Origin of the sequence: Mesorhizobium huakuii (assembly GCF_014189455.1) — a bacterium.
GTDB classification, from domain to species: Bacteria; Pseudomonadota; Alphaproteobacteria; order Rhizobiales; family Rhizobiaceae; genus Mesorhizobium; species Mesorhizobium huakuii_A.
This window is the reverse complement of sequence record NZ_CP050298.1, coordinates 117,371-133,585: the sequence shown is the minus strand read 5'-3', so window position 1 is coordinate 133,585 and position 16,215 is coordinate 117,371. Positions and strand designations below refer to the sequence as shown.

The following is a 16,215-nucleotide window of genomic DNA, read 5'->3' as shown; positions in this document are numbered from 1 at the left end:
GCGCCGTCCTCTTGCTTCGGAGGACGGCGCTGGGGATTGATGGAGACTGCGCGGAGGCGAGGCCGGCGACGAGAGTTTTCGCCGCTGGGCTCCGCAAAGGATCAGGCGGCGAAATCGAGAAGCTTCTTGGCCTTGCCCTCCATTTCCAGGCGGACATCCTGATGCGACTTGTCCCGCGCGACCCGCGTGATGCCCTGCACGAAATCGAAAATCGATTCTGGCGGCCGGCCTTCCTCAAGCAGCACAGTATCGATGATCTTAGTGGTCTCGGACTTGGAGAAGCCCCGCTTGCGCAGGAAGCTCAGGCGCTCTTCGTCGTCTCTGGCAACGATCCGTTGCCGCGCGGTCTTGATGCCGTTGACGAACGGCATGGGGGAGGAATCGGCAAACTGGATCAGGGCTGGTTCGGCTTCGAGGGCGAAACGGGAGGCCGCGTATTTTGAATGGCGGATGGTGATTTCCTCGAAATCTTCGACCCCCCACAGATTGCGATTCTGACAAACCGCGCGCAGATAGAAGCTGGCGATCCCGAGGGTGCGAGCTCCGACTTCGGAATTCCAGCAGTAGAAGCCGCGGAAATAGAGATCCGGTTCCCCATTCGGCAGCCGCCCGGCCTCGATCGGGTTCAGATCGTCGACGAGGAAGACAAAGATATCGCGATCAGACGCGTAGAGCGTGGTGGTATCGCTGGAGATGTCGACGTGCGGATTGTAGATCCCTGTCGACCAGTCGAGCACTCCGGGGACCTTCCAGCGCGTGTCTCCTGTACCGTTGCCGGCGACCTTTTGCACGGCGTCCACCAGCTCTGAGTCATATATTCTGCCATAGTCAGGGCCTGTTACCGCCCGCAGCTCGAGGCGTCCGTTCTCAATTTCCAGCGTCTTCACCTGCTCGGCGCGGTGGTTGAGGAGACCGTGCTGAAGGTTGATTGCCGCGAGCGGGGCCGGAAGCTGGCGCAGATAAGTGGCCGGCGCGCCGACCAGGCTGGCGAGTTGGCCAAAACTCCAATGCGTGGGGGCGACAGGCGCACGCGCATCGGGCAGCATTAGTCTCAGGCGCTCCGGATCGTCGCGGCTGGCCTCGACGCGGATCAGCTCACTTTCGACGATGCGGGTCTTGCTGGGCTCCGATCGGCTCTTCACCGAATTCCGGAGGTCGGTGAGCGACAGGTATCGCTCGTCCGCCGGCCGGTTGAACCATTCTGACGAGACGCGGCCGATGCGCTGGCCGCGGCTGACGTCAACCTTGTAACCGCCACGCTCGTTGCGCTTTGGCGTGTGAATTTCCATCTGGGTCATGGGTGTCGCTCCTGGGCGGGCGCCGGAAGACTCTCTCCCGAACCTTTACCCGTCACCGCAACCCGCCCGCCCTTTTTCTCTCCCGGCACCCCGCGCCCCTAGAAGCGTCGCCATTGCGGCAGCGGCCTCTTCAAGGCTTGCAACCAGGAAAGAAGGCCCGGCCTTCTGGAAAGCCCGAGCCTAGGACCAAGCGCCGCTGCACCTTCCGGACGCTACAGAATTCCGCTGTGCTCCTTGCGCGAGAAGACCGAGGCAATCCGGGTTGAGGTAGCGGCCTGCTGAAATTGGACAGGCAACTTCTCTCGAGATTGTTTCTCTTCGGTGCCTAGCCAATACCTGTATAAACTGACCCAACGTCATGATACGCGAAGTCCGTGTCATGGTCTGAATTGAAAGTGTAATTGCATGTCGAGCAGGTTCGTCCGGCCCGTGGTGGTGCAAGTTGGCCGGCAGGAGCGTGAGCGCGTCATATTCGACGTGAACGACGCAGCCGCGATCCTGCTGCGCAGTTTCCCCCATCAGACGACGAAGCGAAAACTGGCTATGGATGCATGTCTTCAGGTTCTGCGCGGTGAAGCTCAAACGCCGGTTGCGAGACGGGCCTTCGTCGCAGCGGCGTTGGAAGCAAACATCCTACGCAGCGACTGAGGTCCAAATTGATAGTAGCCTCAATGGCTTCGAAAGTGGCTGTGAAAAGTTGAGCTTCAAGTCAGCACCGCGATACCGGGATTTGTTCAGCCGGCAACAGAGCATCGAGTCCTGCCATCGCGGGAAACAACCCGACGTTCATCTTAAGCGACATTGGTCAGGAAGACCGTAAGTAACGCGATCGGAGATGGGATATGCGAGATTTGCCGGGCGACATCGATGCTGACGTTGTGATTGAAGTCAGTCGGCTTCTCGACGATGCCGAGGATCTCGCACCTTTGCCGGTGCACGAACTGGTCAAGCGGATTCGTACGACACTGCAGACCCGCCTTTCCGATCTAGCAATCGAAAAACTGGTCGTCGAGATGGCGTCTAAACGTGGATTGCCCATGGTCTTCGACAAGCCTGCATGACCGGAGAGACCGGCAGGCCGAGAAAGCGGCCATGTACAAGTCTTCGCCTGCCGGGCTGGCGAAGATAAGCCGTTGGCTTGACAGCTCTGACCATGGTTCTCAGTTCACCGGTGAACCGGCAACGCGATATTGGACGATCTTGGTAGCGGGATGGCCAATCAGTGGCCGGACTTCGTCGCCCCAGTTTTCCAGTTTCTCGCGCGCAAGAAAAAGGCCGAACCAAGGGTCCGGCCAGGTATGAAGGTCAAAACCTCCAGAGGGGAACGCGCCAGACGAATGGGATGAAACATCCGACGCACCGCGCATATGGGTTAGCAAAGATGACACTTCAACGACGCGCCGGTAGGCCACCAGACCTATCCGCTTGGTGCACTGAAGCTTGAAGCTTGCGTGCCTGATGCGCTTGCCTAAATCACATGGCTGGTTCAGCCAGCCTTGCTCAGGTTGCCGGTCCGCCGATCTTGTTCTATCCTATAGTTGACCTTCTGGCCGTCCACGAGCGTCGACACGCCAGCGCGCTCGAGAGCAGAAATATGACAAAACATCCTGTCCACCACCGTCGGGCTGAATGAAGCCAAAGCTCTTGGTCGCGTTGAACCACTTTACCGTTCCAGTCGCCATACGCGTCTGAAGATCGACCGCGTCTTTGTTGACCGAATGGCGACCCGCGCCGGCGACGCAGCCATCGTCAAGGCAATCGTCAGCCTGGGTCTGGGCTTTGGCCTCAAACTCGTCGCCGAGGGAATTGAGAGCGGAGAGCAGGCCGCGACGCTTCGTCGTCTCGGCTGCCCCGAAGGCCAGGGTTACCTGTTCGGCCGGGCCATGCCCTTCAACGGTAAGCGCTCATTTCCATGCGCGTTGACGCGGCCCGTTTGACCGGGGTCGTTGTCGGCCAGTTGCATCGGATCAAGTAGCGGCGGTTTTGGCGAAGTTGAATGGCAAGAGATCGGTGATGTCGGCATTGTCCGCGCGCTGCGGCAATTCCGTGAGGACGTGGCGCAAATAGGCCAAGGGCTCGATGCCGCATGCTCGGCATGTCAGCATGAGGCTGTAGACGACGGCACTGGCCCTGGCTCCGTCCACAGTGTCGCTGAACAGCCAACTCTTTCTTCCAGTGGCAAAAATCCTGATGTCGCGCTCAAGCAGGTTGTTGTCGATCGGCATCCTGCCGTCTTCGGTGTAGCGCGTCAGGTACTCCCACTGGTTCAGGGTGTAGGACACGGCGTCGCCGATCTTGCTGTCGGGCAGGACCTTCGGGGCTATGTCGTCGAGCCATGCCTTGAGAGCGTTCATGATGGGGACGCTGTGTTGCTGGCGGAAACGGCGGATGCATTGATGTCGCGTTTCGCCCTTGTCCGGCTTTTCGTTGCGCGTCTGGCTTTCAATCCGGTAGAGCTTTTCGAAGAACTTCAGCGCCTGCTCCGGCGGGCCGCCGCCTTTCTTTCTGGTCTTCAGTGCATCGACGAAGCGACGTCTGGAATGGGCCATGCACCCCAGATGGGTCGCTCCTGCCAGCGTGCGCCAGGCGGTATAGCCATCGCTCATCAGGATGCCGCGGTAATCACCGAGGAAGGCCTGCGGATAGATCTGGCCGCGGCCGGGCTGATAGTCGAGCAGCACGATCGGTTCGTCGCTGTCCTCTCCACTCCGATACGCCCACATGAAGGATGTGCTGGTGGCTTCCCTGTCCTTTTCCTTCAGGACCTGGACCGTCGTCTCGTCACCATGGATGAGCGGTTGTGACCGAAGCCGTAGCTTCAGGGCATCATAGATGCGGGAGAGATGCCTCTCGCTCGATCCGATCACCCAATGGCCCAGAGCGCCGCGGCTGACGGGAACGCCGGCACGCTCGAAGGCCTGGGCCAGACGGTAGAGCGGCGTGCCATCGACATATTTGTGGACGAGCGCAAAGGCCAGCGTCGAGGCCGTGGCGATGCTGCCCGGCAAGGGCTGCGCGGGCATCGGGGCAATGACAACAGGCGTATTGATGCCGGTCCGGTCGCAATGGCGGCATGCATACTTGAACCGCACATTCTGCAGGACCTTCGCCTTCACCTCGATATGGAGCTGCTCGGTGACGGCCTCACCCATGCGATGCATCTGGTGGCGGCAGCAAGGACAGGCCTTCTGACCGTCGGCAAGGTCATACTCGACGCGCTCGCGCGGCAGGTGTTCCGGCAGAGGCTTGCGGCCACGCTTCTTTCCCTCCGGCTTTTCGGTGGACGGAAAGCCGGTGTCCGGCAGGTCGACGACATTGCCATCTTCGCTGCCGGCGTCGTCTTCATCGGCAATCTGTTCGGCTTCATTGAAGAGGCGATCAACGTGCTTTTCGCTCTTCGGCGCAAAACGATGCAGCCGCGCTAGCGCCAACTCTTCCTCGAGCTTGGCCACGCGTTCTGCGAGCTGGCGGTTCTGCGCCTGCAGCGCAGCAATGCGCGCCATCAACTCCTCAACAGTCGGTTCGCCAGGTCGATTCATCGTAGTTTTGAATCTGAACCGCACCGACGCGTCAACCGCACAATTCGGGAGCCGTCAGCCCGCAACCTGATATTGCCGCACCGGATGGCGCACCATTGCGTCGATGTCGATGCCGTCGAGAATCCAATGGAGCTGCTCGGTCGTCAGCGTAACCACCGCCGTCTCCCGGCGCGGCCACCGGAACTTGTCCTCGGTCAGCCGCTTTAGAACCAGCACGAAGCCGGACCGGTCAAAGAACAAGAGTTTCATCCGGTCGCGACGGCGATTGCAAAAGGCAAAGACCGCAGGCGCAAACGGGTCGAGCTCCATCACCTCCTGAACCAGGACCGCAAGGCTGTTGATGCCGGCGCGGAAGTCGATCGGTTCGCGATGCAGGTAGACTGTCAGGTCAGCGCCCAGTCTGAACATGACCCAGTGCTCCGATGATCGCCGTCAATGCATCCACATCACCGCATTCCAGCGTCAACTTCACGCCGTTCGGCAAAGACGCGCTCACCTTGGCTGGGAGTGGCGACGACTTCGACAGCCGCTCTTCACCACGCGTGGCAGGCCTCTCTACCGAATTGCCCTGCATAGGCAGGCTGTACTCCGCGGCGCTGACTTGAACTGGAATGAACGCCGACGGCGCAGGTGGCGGCAAAGCAACGGCGTCTTTGGTCGTCTTTATCCACTTCCTAAGAAGGTTGGCATTGATCCCATGTTCAAGCGCAAGTCCCGATACCGACACGCCAGGCTCAAGGCAGGCCGCAACGAGCCGCTCTTTTGACGCCGCGTCGTACCGCCGGCGGCCGTTACGCAAAATTCGCCTCACCAGCAGTTTCTGTTCATCGTCCTCAATCACGTGGTGTCCACCTCCAAAGTGGACACTTCATGCCAAAACACGCTCAATGGAAAAAGGTGCAGAGAAATTCGCGCTTTCCTTCAACGAACTCCTACAGGCGGTCGAACAGGATGTACTTCGGGGTGCAAAATTGCCCCAAAAGGCGGGGGGGGTCAGCTTCGCGCTCAAAGACGTTCAACGGTCTCCCGCTGCACCCCGACAGCTGACATTTCGCGGACCATGCGAAGCGCTGCGCCGTGAGCGCAAAGATCCATCGCAATAGCGCTGGGTCAGAACACGCCTAGTTCAAAGGCATCTCTGGCCAGTCATCCGGCACTAGCGCCGGCGGCTTGGTCCACGGATCCTCAACTAGGGCCGCCTGGAACCAATCATCGCGAAGATTGGCGTGTTCGGTTACGATCAGTTGAAATCCAGGCACGTCCTTGGTGGTGAAGCGCGCAAGCAATTCAAAAAGCCGTCTAACCGCATTGAGATCAGCGTCCTGCTGCTGCTCGGTCTGCTCAACGGACCCGCCAGCAGCCCGGTATGCACTCTCGGACGGGAAATAGACCTGGGTCGGCTGATCAATCACCATGAATCTTGGAATAGGTTGACCATACTCCGCGGCGAAGCGATGCAGGGATAAAAGCGCCGCCAAATGGTAAGCGAGATGGCTGGCTCCTCCCCCGGATTTGTTCATGTAGACCGGCCTACCCGGACGATCTATTACTACAGTCAGATTGTGCATATCCAATCGTGCTGGATATTGGCTGAACTCACCATTCAAGTCCTTAATGTAACCGGACATATGCATAGCGATGTTGCTAAGCGTCGCCACTAACTTGGATTCGGAATCGTCCGCGCCAAGCCTGCCCTCGATATCGGCAATGTGAGCTTTGAGCCTGCGTTCCTCGCTTAAAAGCCGCTCCAGTTCGTCGTCCGTGGCCAAATTTTCGAGGAAAAGGCTGATTCGACCAACGACGCGGGACGCCGCGTTATTCCTATTGCCCATCTGGGCGATGATCTCGTTTGTGGAGATAGCAGATGACAGTTCCAGTTCCTTGCCACGCATGTCGTCGGTCAGGATGGTGACCTCCCTTCGCTGCCCCAAAAGGAATGCCTCAAGCGCCGGACGTTCGCCCGTTACAGCAGCAAGCTCACGGTCAAGGTTTTCGAGTTCGGCCAGCATCGCTTTTGCGATTGGCGTTTCGATACCCAGATTCGCCTGGGCAAACGGCCATTGCCACTCGCCGGTCGCCTTGTTGAACGGAAGCGCTTTGATCGAGGTGAGCCGGTCGCGCTGCTCCACAACTTCTCCTTCAAAACCATTCGCCCGCTTCGCGAACTGTTCGGCGCTTTCAATCTGTTTTTGGATCTCACGGCGGCGATCGCGCATTGAAGCGAGTTCATCCTCGATCGATGATACGCGGTCACTGTCGTCATCCGGCACGGACTGAGGCTGCCAATCGAGGGCCTGGCGGAGCATCTGGATGACATCGGTTCCAGTATCGCCTCGAACAGGAATTCCTACCGCCCTGGCCTCGGATAAAAGCCCTATGGCCCGTTGTTCCGAATTGTCGATTGCATCCCGAGCCTGATTGACCAGCTTCGCATTTAGCCGAAGGTCACGCTGAGCGGCACGCAGTTGTCCTTCCCAGGTGAACTTATCTCGACCGGAGACGCCCAGCAGGATCGGTAGCGTGTCCTTTATCGCTTGAGGCTGAAACGGCTCATTCTGACGGTAGAAAAGTTGGTCCTTGTTCGCGACGATCCCCTGTTTCTGGAACAGGTAGTAGAGGGTGTGCTTGATGTTGGCGTCGTAGCTCTCCCGGCTGCTCTCGATGGCCACCTCGGTGGTGTTCTCGGGAATACCCAGCAACTGAGATAGTAGCGAAACCACCCCATCATCGTTGTCGTTGATCGCAAGCTCATCGTGATCAGGGGCTTGGACGTCGGCGCCGCGCCTGATCATAACGCTGCTCGCGCTCAGGGCGCCCGGTGCCGGCGCGGGCTTGGCCACCAAGACCTCCTCGCCGGCGAAGCGATAAATAACAGCATACCAGGCCACCTTATCTCGAATAACACCTTCTGGGACGTTGAAGGTCGACCGTCCCATGCAGTACTCGATAATCTCCGAAAGTGCGGATTTGCCGGTGGAAGACTGGCCAGTAATGACGTTGAGCCCATCTTGGAACTGCAAATCGCGGCGGCGGCCATCATCGCTGTAGATGTGGATGGATTTGATCTTCATGGCCGTATGCCCATGGTTGAATAAATGGTGCTGCTGTGACCAATGCGCGCAAATTGCTTGCCCAGGAAAGCCGCGGCGCGTTGAGTGGCTTTGGATTCCTCCGTGCCGGTGACGGTCTTTTTAACGCCATCGCCCACTACGATTAGCCGTCCTTCGGACTGCACGCTCATCGTGCCGACACTGTTGAGCACTCCCAAAGCCTCAAGCGTGAATGGGAAAATGTCGATGCACCGTTGGCCAAAATCGACCTGCAATTCCGGATGATCGGCGATGACCTTGAGCAGAAAATTCTTATTGCCACGTTGGATGACTTCACGCGACTGCCGCTGCAACGTCAACGGCAGGATCAACAATGACATGGAGAACGGCATGCCCCTGTCATCGATCTCCTGAAACGTGGCCATGGCCCTGTATAGTACGAGCCCACAGAAGGCCGGATTGAAGAGGTTTCTTACCTCGATCGGTCGCCTGTCCCAGTGCTTCATGCTGCCGCCTCCAGTATCTTGACGAGGCGTTCAAGAAACCTCGGATGCCAATGCACCCTCGGTGTAGGTCGGTCATTGGCCAGCATCTGAAAGGCGCCTCGCACAACGTAGGGCTCGGTGACCCTCTCGCGTATCCGCAGGTGTGAGGTGTTGGTCAGCGCCCACAGATAAAGCGCGTTGCCCGCCTCGACACAGGCGTCATCGTGGCTTCCCTCGTTGATCTTCTCGCAAAGGATGGCCTTGTGCCTATCCCACTCCTCTACCAGGCGATCTTCGTATTCCTCAATTTCGCCAGCTATGACCAATCGTTCACGCGCCCAGAGGGAACGCTGCTCGAAGGCGCGATAATAGTCGATGATTGCGTGCTGTATCCTCTTCTCCGAAAGCTTTAGGGCATGGAGCTGGATAACGAACGTGCGTTTGTCGTTGGATGGATCGATGTCGCCGGGCTTCTTGTTCTGGAAATCGATCGGCAGATTGTCCGATCTGAACTGTTCTGCCAGGAGCACTAGCTTATCAGAGACTTCCTGGACCTTTATAGACGGCCCTGCCTTGCCAGTGAGGACAAGGATCACCAAATCCGACCACCACCCCTCCAGCCGGGAGAATAGGGCCTCGCGATCCTCCTTTCTGGTCGTGCGCAGTCGTTGGTCGATCAGCGCTGGGATATCATCGATCCGCGGAGTGCTCGGCGAGATCGTGATGCGCCCGTAGAAATCCTGGGCCTCGACGGTGGTGAGGCCTTCGAGGTCTGCCTTCACCTTGTCGATGTCCTTGGACACGCTGGAGGCCAGGGCGCTGGCGGCCTCGGTGGCGCGGAGTTCACTCGACCCACCTGCACCAACGAAATGTTGCAAGAACGAACCTGGGGAGACGCTGGCGGTGCTGTACAGGATGAACCTGGCGTTGGAACCCGACCTGCCCGACGATTTATAATAACTCACCCACACCCGAACCGACTTCCAGAAATCCACGGAAAGATCGGAAAGGCTCTCACCCTTGGCCTTGTGCTTGAGCGAGCCCAGCGACACCTGGCCATCTGCCGCAACGAACTCGACGTCATCGTTCCGCTCGATGTAGACTTCGCCATCCTCAGGCAAATCAAACATCCTGAGCAGGGCATATCTGGACTGGAAGATATAGCCGAGACCTGGTTCTGCTGCAGAGAATTGGGACGTGATGCCGCTCATGCTGTTCCGCCGGCCCAGCGCAAAATGATTTCGTCAGATGCCAATGCTAGGTCCCCTCCCAGAGCAGTCTGTTCAATACTGAGGTCTATGCCAATTGGAATCAATGGCAATCGAGGAAGAACGATTTCCTAAATATTGGTGGCGAGGCGGCGACCACATGGAATGAACGGGAGTTGCTCAGATGTTCGACTGCGCGAACGAATGGCAGCTTTGATCTTCGGCTTCCCAGAACCGGCCAGTCCCCTCTCGGCCCCACACCGGTCGTTCGGTTGCTCCGGCTTAGTGGACGCTTCTGGCGCTACAGCCCTCTCGCCAAGCGATACGGATCCGAGCTGGATCTTTACACCAACCCCACTCTGAAATCCTCCAGAACCTGAGCCAGCCCTCGCGCGCCGAGAAGGGCCGTAACATGCTTCGCCTGAAGCTTCGGTACCGCGCGATCGTAAATGGCAAGATTGGTCGCCTCATTGAGGCGCGAGGGATAAATGATCCCGTCGGGCTCAGATGGGTGCTTGTGAAACGCCAGAGACCACCGGCGTGCCAGGTTCTGGCGCTGTGCCCGAACGACATCGGTCGGCACACCCGTCCGAACGGCATTGTCGCCTCTGAGATCGACCAGGCGTAGGTCTGTCGTGGTCGCGATCTCCGCGTAGCGCCGTCGGGTCAGCTCCACCTCCTCTATTGGAAGATCGTCAAGGATTCCTTCGCGGCGGTCGCGTAGCACGGTCTCTAGGAAGCACACCTTCAGGGAGTCACCGAGGTAAAGAACGCCAAACCGGTTGGCGTCAAGACGGCGTCGAGGATCGCTGAACCGGCTCGGCGACTTCCCGTACCCCAATGGATCAGGATAGGTGCTCCAATAGATCCGACCGAACGACCGACCCCGCAGTATGGTCTCGATTTCGAGCTTTGCGCGCGCGAAATCGGGTGGAGGTGGAACGCCGGGCATTCAGTCGAAATCGCCCCTGGCCATGCCTTCCGCCGCGGCCAAAACCGAGGCGTCATCGCCTTTTTGAAGGGCTTGAAGGCCGGTCCGCCCATCGAGGGCACCATGGCGCGACACCAGAAACCGATAGACGGCCCAGGCACTATTGCCCAACATGGCATGCAACGCCGGCAATGCGCCGAAGGGACGACCGTCCTTGTCGAGTTGCCAGACAGGGAAGCGGAAACCACGTTTGGCCCCATCGATCCCGAGCACCTGTCCGCTTTGCCGCCTGGCGTTGACCGTCACGCGCGACGTGCCAAGCAGCTTGGCAAAGGCATCCGCGCTCAGCATCTCCTCGCCGGCGACAATTTCGGCGACACGCTTGCGGCCGCGCGCGCGCGCTCCGGCAAGAGCCGCCTCGAGTTCGGCATCGGGCATGCCCGCGTCCTCGACGGGAAAGGTATCGTCCGAAGCGATCGGTTGCTCTTCGACCGGCGTGATCGTCTGCGCATCAGCCGCCGGATCGACCTCTACCCGAAACGATACGCGGTGGCCGATCTTGCGGCTGCGTGCGATCGCTTCCTGATAGCGTTCGAGCAATACCTTCTTGAAGTCTGCCTGTGCCGGAAGCTTTGTCGTGAAGCTCAGGGTGGCGACTCCGCCTGCGATGCGGTCCCGCTATGATTGCTGCGTTTTGGAGCGACCATGATGACAACCTCCTGCTGGCACCAATATGGTTGCAAATCGAAAGTTCGTCAAGTTCGATAATTTCGTAAAGTTAGTAGCGAATGGCTGCGGACTAAACAATTCCTCATGCCCGAAAATTTCCCCTGCCCGTCATCTCGCGCAGGTCGAGCTCGCCGACCAGGTTGAGCGCTCGCTGTTCTGTCACCTTCAGCCCGTCCTGGATCAGGCTTGTCGAGACAAGTGGCCGCGAGACCACCAGTTCGACCAGGTCGGCCAATTTCGAGTTGGAGCGCCGTTGTTTGAGCCGCCGCTCCATCTGGCTTTTCGCCAGCACGAGACAGTCATGCTCCTTCAGGCCACTGCTGCATCGTGAATGGCATCGAGAGAGGCCAGCAGGCGATCGCTCCGATTGCGCGCCTGCCGCCGCTCCCTCGGAATGTCTTTGGCGCCGAGATGCAGGCTGGAGCGATGGTGCGCGGCAAGCGCCTTCCTGCCGCAGGAGCGCGGCCACCAGTGGCGGCCCTAGCCAGGCGGCGTGCTGCAGCACTTCGATGTTTTGCCAAGCCTCGAGCAGAATCGCGGCGCGCATCACCGACGGCCACTCCCGCGTGGCGGCGAGCTTGGCCTGCCGTGGCGCTAACGATCGACAAGACCGCTCTCTCGCGCTTGAACTAAACGCAAAGCGATAAGCTGCGGGATTGGCGACCGTCATCCCGTCATCCTCGCCGTCGCCCCGTTCGCCTTGAGCGCCGCCATCAGCATCGGCCCGACTGAGAACTGCCCTGCCGTCGCTTTTTCGGTCAGTACCCGCAGATAGCCGCCGGCCGAGCTGATGTGCTGCGCCCTTTGTAGGATGCAGGCAATCACGATCGCCGCGACCTCCTGGCCCATCACATGGCAAGCCTCCTCATACGCTGACGGCGAAACGCCCAGATATCCCCGCACCTGAGCGGCGGTTATCATGAGATCGCGCCAATTGCCGATGCCGTCGACGGCATAATCCCCAATTTCGGGGCAGGCCTTCAGCACCATCCCCAGCGGGTATGTTTTCGGCGCCTCTGCGGTCCTCGTCCTGGGCTCGGCCGTTGCCCCGCTTTTCTCTAAAGCAGGTTCAAATTCAAGAATAGAGTCGGTATTTGAATCAGATTGCTGCCGCTCGTTTTGAGAGTCATTGCCGATCGGATTCGTGGATTTCATATGGATTTCCAGCAGCTTATCCACATCATCACGCAAGGCGGCCAGATCGGCAACGATGGGCTCGAGCTCGGCAATACAAGCTCGGCGCGGAATTGCCTCCACAACGCCGCGGAAACGCTTCCACAGGCCTCCCCAGTCTCCCGGGACATCCTCGTCAAGGGCCGCCTCTATCAGCTTGTGGATGTCACGGCGGTGCAAGGTGATCCGCTCGCGCATAAGCCTGAGCGCCCTTTTGTCGGCGCGAATACGCTCGGCCGCCGCCTCGAACTCGTAAGCACGGGCCAGCAGGGGCGCCAGGGAGAAGCCGAATGCTTCCTCGATCTCCCCTCCCCGGCCCTTGCGGGCGTAACGTTTGCCGTTCGGGCTATCCCGACGGATGATCAGCCCGCAGTCAACAAGAGCCGCCAGGTGCCGCCTGACGGTGGGCTCAGGCATTCCGTGCGCCCTGAGCGACAGCTGTGCGTTCGAGGGAAAGACGATGAGGTCGTTTTCCTCACTCAATTCGCTGTCAGGATAGAATGATATCAACGCATTCAGCACGGCCAAAGCGCGATCGCCAATGCCGACGACGCTCTTGCCCTCGCACAGGTTGCGGTAGATCTGCCACTTGTCGACGACCCTGCCCTTGGGGATTTCACGTGAATCGTTTTGCGCTGCCAGCATGGCAAGCGACATCGGCCGCCGCCCAAAGGGCGTCGTTGCAATACCCGTCTCCATTTTCTTTCACCCTCTATCAGGCAAAAGAAACCTGCTCGCCAAAACGACGCCAATGACTCTTGACAGTGATTCGTGGAGATGCGATTCTCAGAGTGCTTAGTTCAGAGAGAGGCTTCCACGGCTTGCCGTTTGGGGGCCTTTTTCTTTTGCGGTTTCAGACTCCTTGTTTCGTGGAGGACTTCCGAAAGGCCTCAAACAGGTCGTCCAGTTGTCCGGCGATAAACGCTGCGAAACGCGATCCTTCAGCCTCTCCCACCGCAATCATGGTAGTTTTTCCGTTGTCTTTGAGGCTGACGCTCACTGTTTTGTCTGGAGCAGCCCAGGATTTCATAGCAATCGTGGGCTTTGATGGCTTGGCCGGACCCGCAGGGTCTTTGATCGCATCACGATCCAATGGCAGCGTCTCAAGCAGAATAATGAATCTGTCGTCGGACGTTGCCTCGCGGAATTTGTTTTTGCGAACAAGATCGGAAGCTTTTGCGAGTGAGCCGTCGATGGAATAGCGGTTCGAGAATTCCTGCCATCGTCCTCGACCAATCCCGGGAGCTTTACCAATCGATTGCAGTATCTCCTTATCGACAGAGGAGGCGATTTTGATCATCTCGGAGACATGCGATTTTCCTGTCGACAACGAAGCGCAGATGGTGTCCCGTTTGTAGCCCGCTTCCTGCTGCGCAAGCGCAAAAGCGCACTTTTCAATGTATGAGAGATCCTCTCGAGCAGTGTTTTCTTCGCCTTGGAAAATGACTGCTTGTTCATCAGTTAACTCGCGGACGGCCGCTTTGAATCCGATCCCAAGCTGCTTAGCCGCCGCTAGTCTTCTGCGACCATAGACGATTTGAAACTCGCCATCCTTGCCTTGTACTGGCCGAACCAATCCAGGGACAATTTGACCGCGCTCCCGCATGGATTCTGTGATCTCAGCAATGGCTGAAACTTCGTAGGCGTCATCATATCGATCGGTGATAGATGACGGCCGTATTTTGTCGGGATCGAGTTCAATGATCTGTTCGCCTGACTTCAGTAACTTGTCGGCGATATCGCTACGCTCTTGCATTTGGCGAACACCAGCCGCCACCTTCATCAGGTGTGGCGATGATGTGCGGCGGCTAACCCCCCTCCTCCGAATTCTCCTCCCCGAGTTGCCCCAAAACAGCAGCAAACATGCCCTTAGAATCTTTACGGCTCACTGTTCACGCCTCCATGCCATTGTGATGAGGCTTTCTATTTCCGCGTTCGCGGCGTTGATCGATTCGATTGCACGATCATAAGTTTTAGGTGCCGAGAACCGCGATCGTTGCACTTCATAGAGGCTCTGCTTCCAAGTAAGAGCGTCCGCTACCGCAGTGGATTTGGAGACCGAATTCAGAAGTAGATCCTCGCCAAACACTTGGCGCATTAGGGCCTGCATGTTGGCTTGCGGGTGGTCGTTGGCCTCAAACTTTGTGATGAGGAATTTGGCGAAATCCCAACGCGCGCCTGCACCAGCCTCATCCAGGATTTGCATATAAGATGCGGCCAGCTCCAAAAACTTCCCTGTGGAGTCAACATCGAGCATGTGCGCTGGTACTGGGATTAGGACTCCGGTAGCGGCAGTGAGCGACGAAAGCGTCAGGAAATTGAGTGACGGCGCGCAGTCGAGAAGAACGATATCGTAGCTATCGACGATCTGTTCGAGGGCCTGTGACACTCGAAGCAGGAAACTGGTTCCTCCGCTCTTGCGCATCTCAAGGGTAACGGCCGTTTCGAATTCTGTTAGCTCAAGACCGGCGCAGATGACGTCGAATCCGATGATATGCGTCTGATGAATAATCTTTTCCGTTGGCACCGGATCATCAAACCGAATCGCCGAGTAAAGGGTGTCACCTTCTCGGTAGTCAAATCCGGGTAACGCTCCCTGCAGACTTGTTAACGACGCCTGGGGATCCATGTCGACCGCGAGAACACGATATCCACGTAGTGCCAACCAATGACCCAAGTGAATAGTGGTCGCTGTCTTGGACGATCCACCTTTGAAGTTCGTGATCGCGATGATCTGGCAATCCTCGCCCTTAACACGACGAGGATTGATCCATTTCTTCCGCGCCTTTTCCGCCAGGTGCATCCGTAGGTCCAGCACCTGCTCCACGGAATATAGGCGCTTTCCGGTGGTCGTTGTCTCTGGCTCGGGTCCCTGCCCTTTTAAGGAGACCTGCCGTATGTAAGCTTCGGTCACTCCTAGCAATGCTGCCACTTCCGTCGAAGTGAATTTGCGCATCGTGCGAACCGCGTCAGGAGGATACTGAGCCAGCGAAAGATTGTTGAGTGCCTTCTCGAGTTTCGTCGAGAAGGTATTCATGAACTGAAGGCTACTTAGATGCCGCGTCACCCAGATTCTCCTCTTGCACCCAGCGCCTATTGATAGCGACTGTGGTTAACAAGCTGTTAACGCCACGCCAACTACGCCAACTTTTCGAATTACGCGGTTTTCCCGTTACTGGGCTTATGCCCGATTCGGAGAATTCGGGCAAATGGACATAAGGCGGTTCCCAGCTGGGAACTTTTCGTGATCGCGGGCTTCCTGTACCGTCAAAGTTGCGCATCAGGTCTTGAAAATTGCAGCTATGAAGCTGGCGCACGGGCAAGCCCGTTGCCCGCTTTGTTCTCGCACATAGTCGACGTCGGTGTTCCGGTTGGCCTCTAGCTTCCGCGTACGGAGGCGAGCGACCTACAACAGCGTGGGTAGCTTCGGCGCATGGAGAGAGACCGCCACATTGGGGCGGCGGCGAAAATCCCGTTGTGACGGCAGGCACGGAGCTCGCACAGGTCCTTCGCGTCGGAGACGATGGGTTGTGTTTGTGATGCAGCCATGCCACCCACTTCCGATGTCGCTTCGGTGATAGCCTCTACAAGGCTGGCCAGTTAGACGCCCCAGGACCCCTTCCTGCAATAAGGTATTCTTTCCGGGCGGGTTCCTGTGAATGGCACTTCAACGAAAAGGATTTGTCGCCAGCCGTCACACGCGATTTGACAGCAATCAACACCGTTTGGCACGTGGGCGTCCGTCCACGCACCCTCCCCCGGTGGGTCGACGACGAGGCAAGCAAGAGGCTGCTGCAGTCGC

At 58.2% G+C, this 16,215-nt stretch carries 17 protein-coding genes and 1 pseudogene; 3 read left to right on the top strand and 15 right to left on the bottom strand.

The window, feature by feature from the left end:
* Window positions 1-101 precede the first annotated feature (101 nt).
* Window positions 102-1,298: a DUF932 domain-containing protein gene (locus HB778_RS36995; RefSeq protein WP_183454994.1), complete on the bottom strand. Its 1,197-nt coding sequence runs from the start codon at window positions 1,296-1,298 to the stop codon at window positions 102-104.
* A gap of 405 nt (window positions 1,299-1,703) precedes the next feature.
* Here HB778_RS36995 and HB778_RS36990 point away from each other — a divergent pair, with 405 nt between their 5' ends.
* Both HB778_RS36990 and HB778_RS36985 read left to right on the top strand, forming a co-directional pair.
* A complete protein-coding gene (locus HB778_RS36990) occupies window positions 1,704-1,946 on the top strand; it encodes a DUF982 domain-containing protein (protein ID WP_095775686.1) in 243 nt (80 codons plus the stop codon).
* A 194-nt stretch (window positions 1,947-2,140) separates the two neighbouring features.
* Complete coding sequence (locus HB778_RS36985) at window positions 2,141-2,359, top strand: hypothetical protein (protein ID WP_095775687.1); 219 nt, start codon at window positions 2,141-2,143, stop codon at window positions 2,357-2,359.
* Between the two features lie 99 nt (window positions 2,360-2,458).
* Here HB778_RS36985 and HB778_RS36980 read toward each other — a convergent pair whose 3' ends face one another.
* On the bottom strand, window positions 2,459-2,710 hold the full coding sequence (locus HB778_RS36980) for a hypothetical protein (protein ID WP_183454995.1): 252 nt from the start codon (window positions 2,708-2,710) through the stop codon (window positions 2,459-2,461).
* A 74-nt stretch (window positions 2,711-2,784) separates the two neighbouring features.
* A pseudogene (locus HB778_RS36975) lies at window positions 2,785-2,980 on the bottom strand (cold-shock protein).
* A gap of 36 nt (window positions 2,981-3,016) precedes the next feature.
* On the opposite strand from HB778_RS36975, the gene HB778_RS36970 reads away from it, so the two are divergent.
* The gene (locus HB778_RS36970) at window positions 3,017-3,235 is read left to right on the top strand and encodes an EAL domain-containing protein (protein ID WP_183465561.1); all 219 of its coding nucleotides are present in this window, start codon (window positions 3,017-3,019) and stop codon (window positions 3,233-3,235) included.
* Between the two features lie 30 nt (window positions 3,236-3,265).
* Here HB778_RS36970 and tnpC read toward each other — a convergent pair whose 3' ends face one another.
* From tnpC to repA, 12 genes are all read right to left on the bottom strand, one after another.
* Window positions 3,266-4,837, bottom strand: coding sequence for an IS66 family transposase (gene tnpC / locus HB778_RS36965; protein WP_183454979.1), 1,572 nt, complete (start codon window positions 4,835-4,837; stop codon window positions 3,266-3,268).
* A 54-nt stretch (window positions 4,838-4,891) separates the two neighbouring features.
* Window positions 4,892-5,245: an IS66 family insertion sequence element accessory protein TnpB gene (gene tnpB / locus HB778_RS36960; protein WP_183454978.1), complete on the bottom strand. Its 354-nt coding sequence runs from the start codon at window positions 5,243-5,245 to the stop codon at window positions 4,892-4,894.
* The gene (gene tnpA, locus HB778_RS36955; protein ID WP_183455045.1) at window positions 5,226-5,675 is read right to left on the bottom strand and encodes an IS66-like element accessory protein TnpA; all 450 of its coding nucleotides are present in this window, start codon (window positions 5,673-5,675) and stop codon (window positions 5,226-5,228) included. Before tnpA ends, tnpB begins: the two co-directional genes overlap by 20 nt.
* Window positions 5,676-5,958: 283 nt before the next feature.
* Window positions 5,959-7,908 (bottom strand): DUF3732 domain-containing protein, encoded by a 1,950-nt coding sequence (locus HB778_RS36950; protein WP_183454997.1) that lies wholly within the window; start codon window positions 7,906-7,908, stop codon window positions 5,959-5,961.
* Complete coding sequence (locus HB778_RS36945; protein WP_183454998.1) at window positions 7,905-8,393, bottom strand: three component ABC system middle component; 489 nt, start codon at window positions 8,391-8,393, stop codon at window positions 7,905-7,907. Before HB778_RS36945 ends, HB778_RS36950 begins: the two co-directional genes overlap by 4 nt.
* Window positions 8,390-9,583 carry an ABC-three component system protein gene (locus HB778_RS36940; protein WP_183465560.1) on the bottom strand — a complete coding sequence of 398 codons (1,194 nt, stop codon included), beginning with the start codon at window positions 9,581-9,583 and terminating at the stop codon, window positions 8,390-8,392. The genes HB778_RS36945 and HB778_RS36940 overlap by 4 nt, the downstream gene beginning before the upstream one ends.
* Window positions 9,584-9,923: 340 nt before the next feature.
* Complete coding sequence (locus HB778_RS36935) at window positions 9,924-10,532, bottom strand: RES family NAD+ phosphorylase (protein ID WP_183465559.1); 609 nt, start codon at window positions 10,530-10,532, stop codon at window positions 9,924-9,926.
* A complete protein-coding gene (locus HB778_RS36930; RefSeq protein WP_183465571.1) occupies window positions 10,533-11,180 on the bottom strand; it encodes an XRE family transcriptional regulator in 648 nt (215 codons plus the stop codon).
* Between the two features lie 142 nt (window positions 11,181-11,322).
* On the bottom strand, window positions 11,323-11,910 hold the full coding sequence (locus HB778_RS43660; protein WP_432421286.1) for a DUF1612 domain-containing protein: 588 nt from the start codon (window positions 11,908-11,910) through the stop codon (window positions 11,323-11,325).
* The gene (gene repC, locus HB778_RS36920; protein WP_183455003.1) at window positions 11,907-13,112 is read right to left on the bottom strand and encodes a plasmid replication protein RepC; all 1,206 of its coding nucleotides are present in this window, start codon (window positions 13,110-13,112) and stop codon (window positions 11,907-11,909) included. The genes HB778_RS43660 and repC overlap by 4 nt, the downstream gene beginning before the upstream one ends.
* Window positions 13,113-13,266: 154 nt before the next feature.
* Window positions 13,267-14,196: a plasmid partitioning protein RepB gene (repB, locus tag HB778_RS36915; RefSeq protein WP_244662118.1), complete on the bottom strand. Its 930-nt coding sequence runs from the start codon at window positions 14,194-14,196 to the stop codon at window positions 13,267-13,269.
* Between the two features lie 102 nt (window positions 14,197-14,298).
* Window positions 14,299-15,480: a plasmid partitioning protein RepA gene (gene repA / locus HB778_RS36910; protein ID WP_183455005.1), complete on the bottom strand. Its 1,182-nt coding sequence runs from the start codon at window positions 15,478-15,480 to the stop codon at window positions 14,299-14,301.
* Window positions 15,481-16,215: the final 735 nt, after the last annotated feature.

What these genes read in the sequence shown, in the direction of transcription:
- repB (WP_244662118.1), bottom strand. Translation starts at nt 14,196, where the DNA reads ATGAAGGTGGCGGCTGGTGTTCGCCAAATGCAAGAGCGTAGCGATATC.
- HB778_RS43660 (WP_432421286.1), bottom strand. Translation starts at nt 11,910, where the DNA reads ATGACGGTCGCCAATCCCGCAGCTTATCGCTTTGCGTTTAGTTCAAGC.
- HB778_RS36945 (WP_183454998.1), bottom strand. Translation starts at nt 8,393, where the DNA reads ATGAAGCACTGGGACAGGCGACCGATCGAGGTAAGAAACCTCTTCAAT.
- tnpC (WP_183454979.1), bottom strand. Translation starts at nt 4,837, where the DNA reads ATGAATCGACCTGGCGAACCGACTGTTGAGGAGTTGATGGCGCGCATT.
- repC (WP_183455003.1), bottom strand. Translation starts at nt 13,112, where the DNA reads ATGGAGACGGGTATTGCAACGACGCCCTTTGGGCGGCGGCCGATGTCG.
- HB778_RS36935 (WP_183465559.1), bottom strand. Translation starts at nt 10,532, where the DNA reads ATGCCCGGCGTTCCACCTCCACCCGATTTCGCGCGCGCAAAGCTCGAA.
- HB778_RS36995 (WP_183454994.1), bottom strand. Translation starts at nt 1,298, where the DNA reads ATGACCCAGATGGAAATTCACACGCCAAAGCGCAACGAGCGTGGCGGT.
- HB778_RS36985 (WP_095775687.1), top strand. Translation starts at nt 2,141, where the DNA reads ATGCGAGATTTGCCGGGCGACATCGATGCTGACGTTGTGATTGAAGTC.
- HB778_RS36950 (WP_183454997.1), bottom strand. Translation starts at nt 7,908, where the DNA reads ATGAAGATCAAATCCATCCACATCTACAGCGATGATGGCCGCCGCCGC.
- tnpB (WP_183454978.1), bottom strand. Translation starts at nt 5,245, where the DNA reads ATGTTCAGACTGGGCGCTGACCTGACAGTCTACCTGCATCGCGAACCG.
- HB778_RS36970 (WP_183465561.1), top strand. Translation starts at nt 3,017, where the DNA reads ATGGCGACCCGCGCCGGCGACGCAGCCATCGTCAAGGCAATCGTCAGC.
- HB778_RS36990 (WP_095775686.1), top strand. Translation starts at nt 1,704, where the DNA reads ATGTCGAGCAGGTTCGTCCGGCCCGTGGTGGTGCAAGTTGGCCGGCAG.
- HB778_RS36940 (WP_183465560.1), bottom strand. Translation starts at nt 9,583, where the DNA reads ATGAGCGGCATCACGTCCCAATTCTCTGCAGCAGAACCAGGTCTCGGC.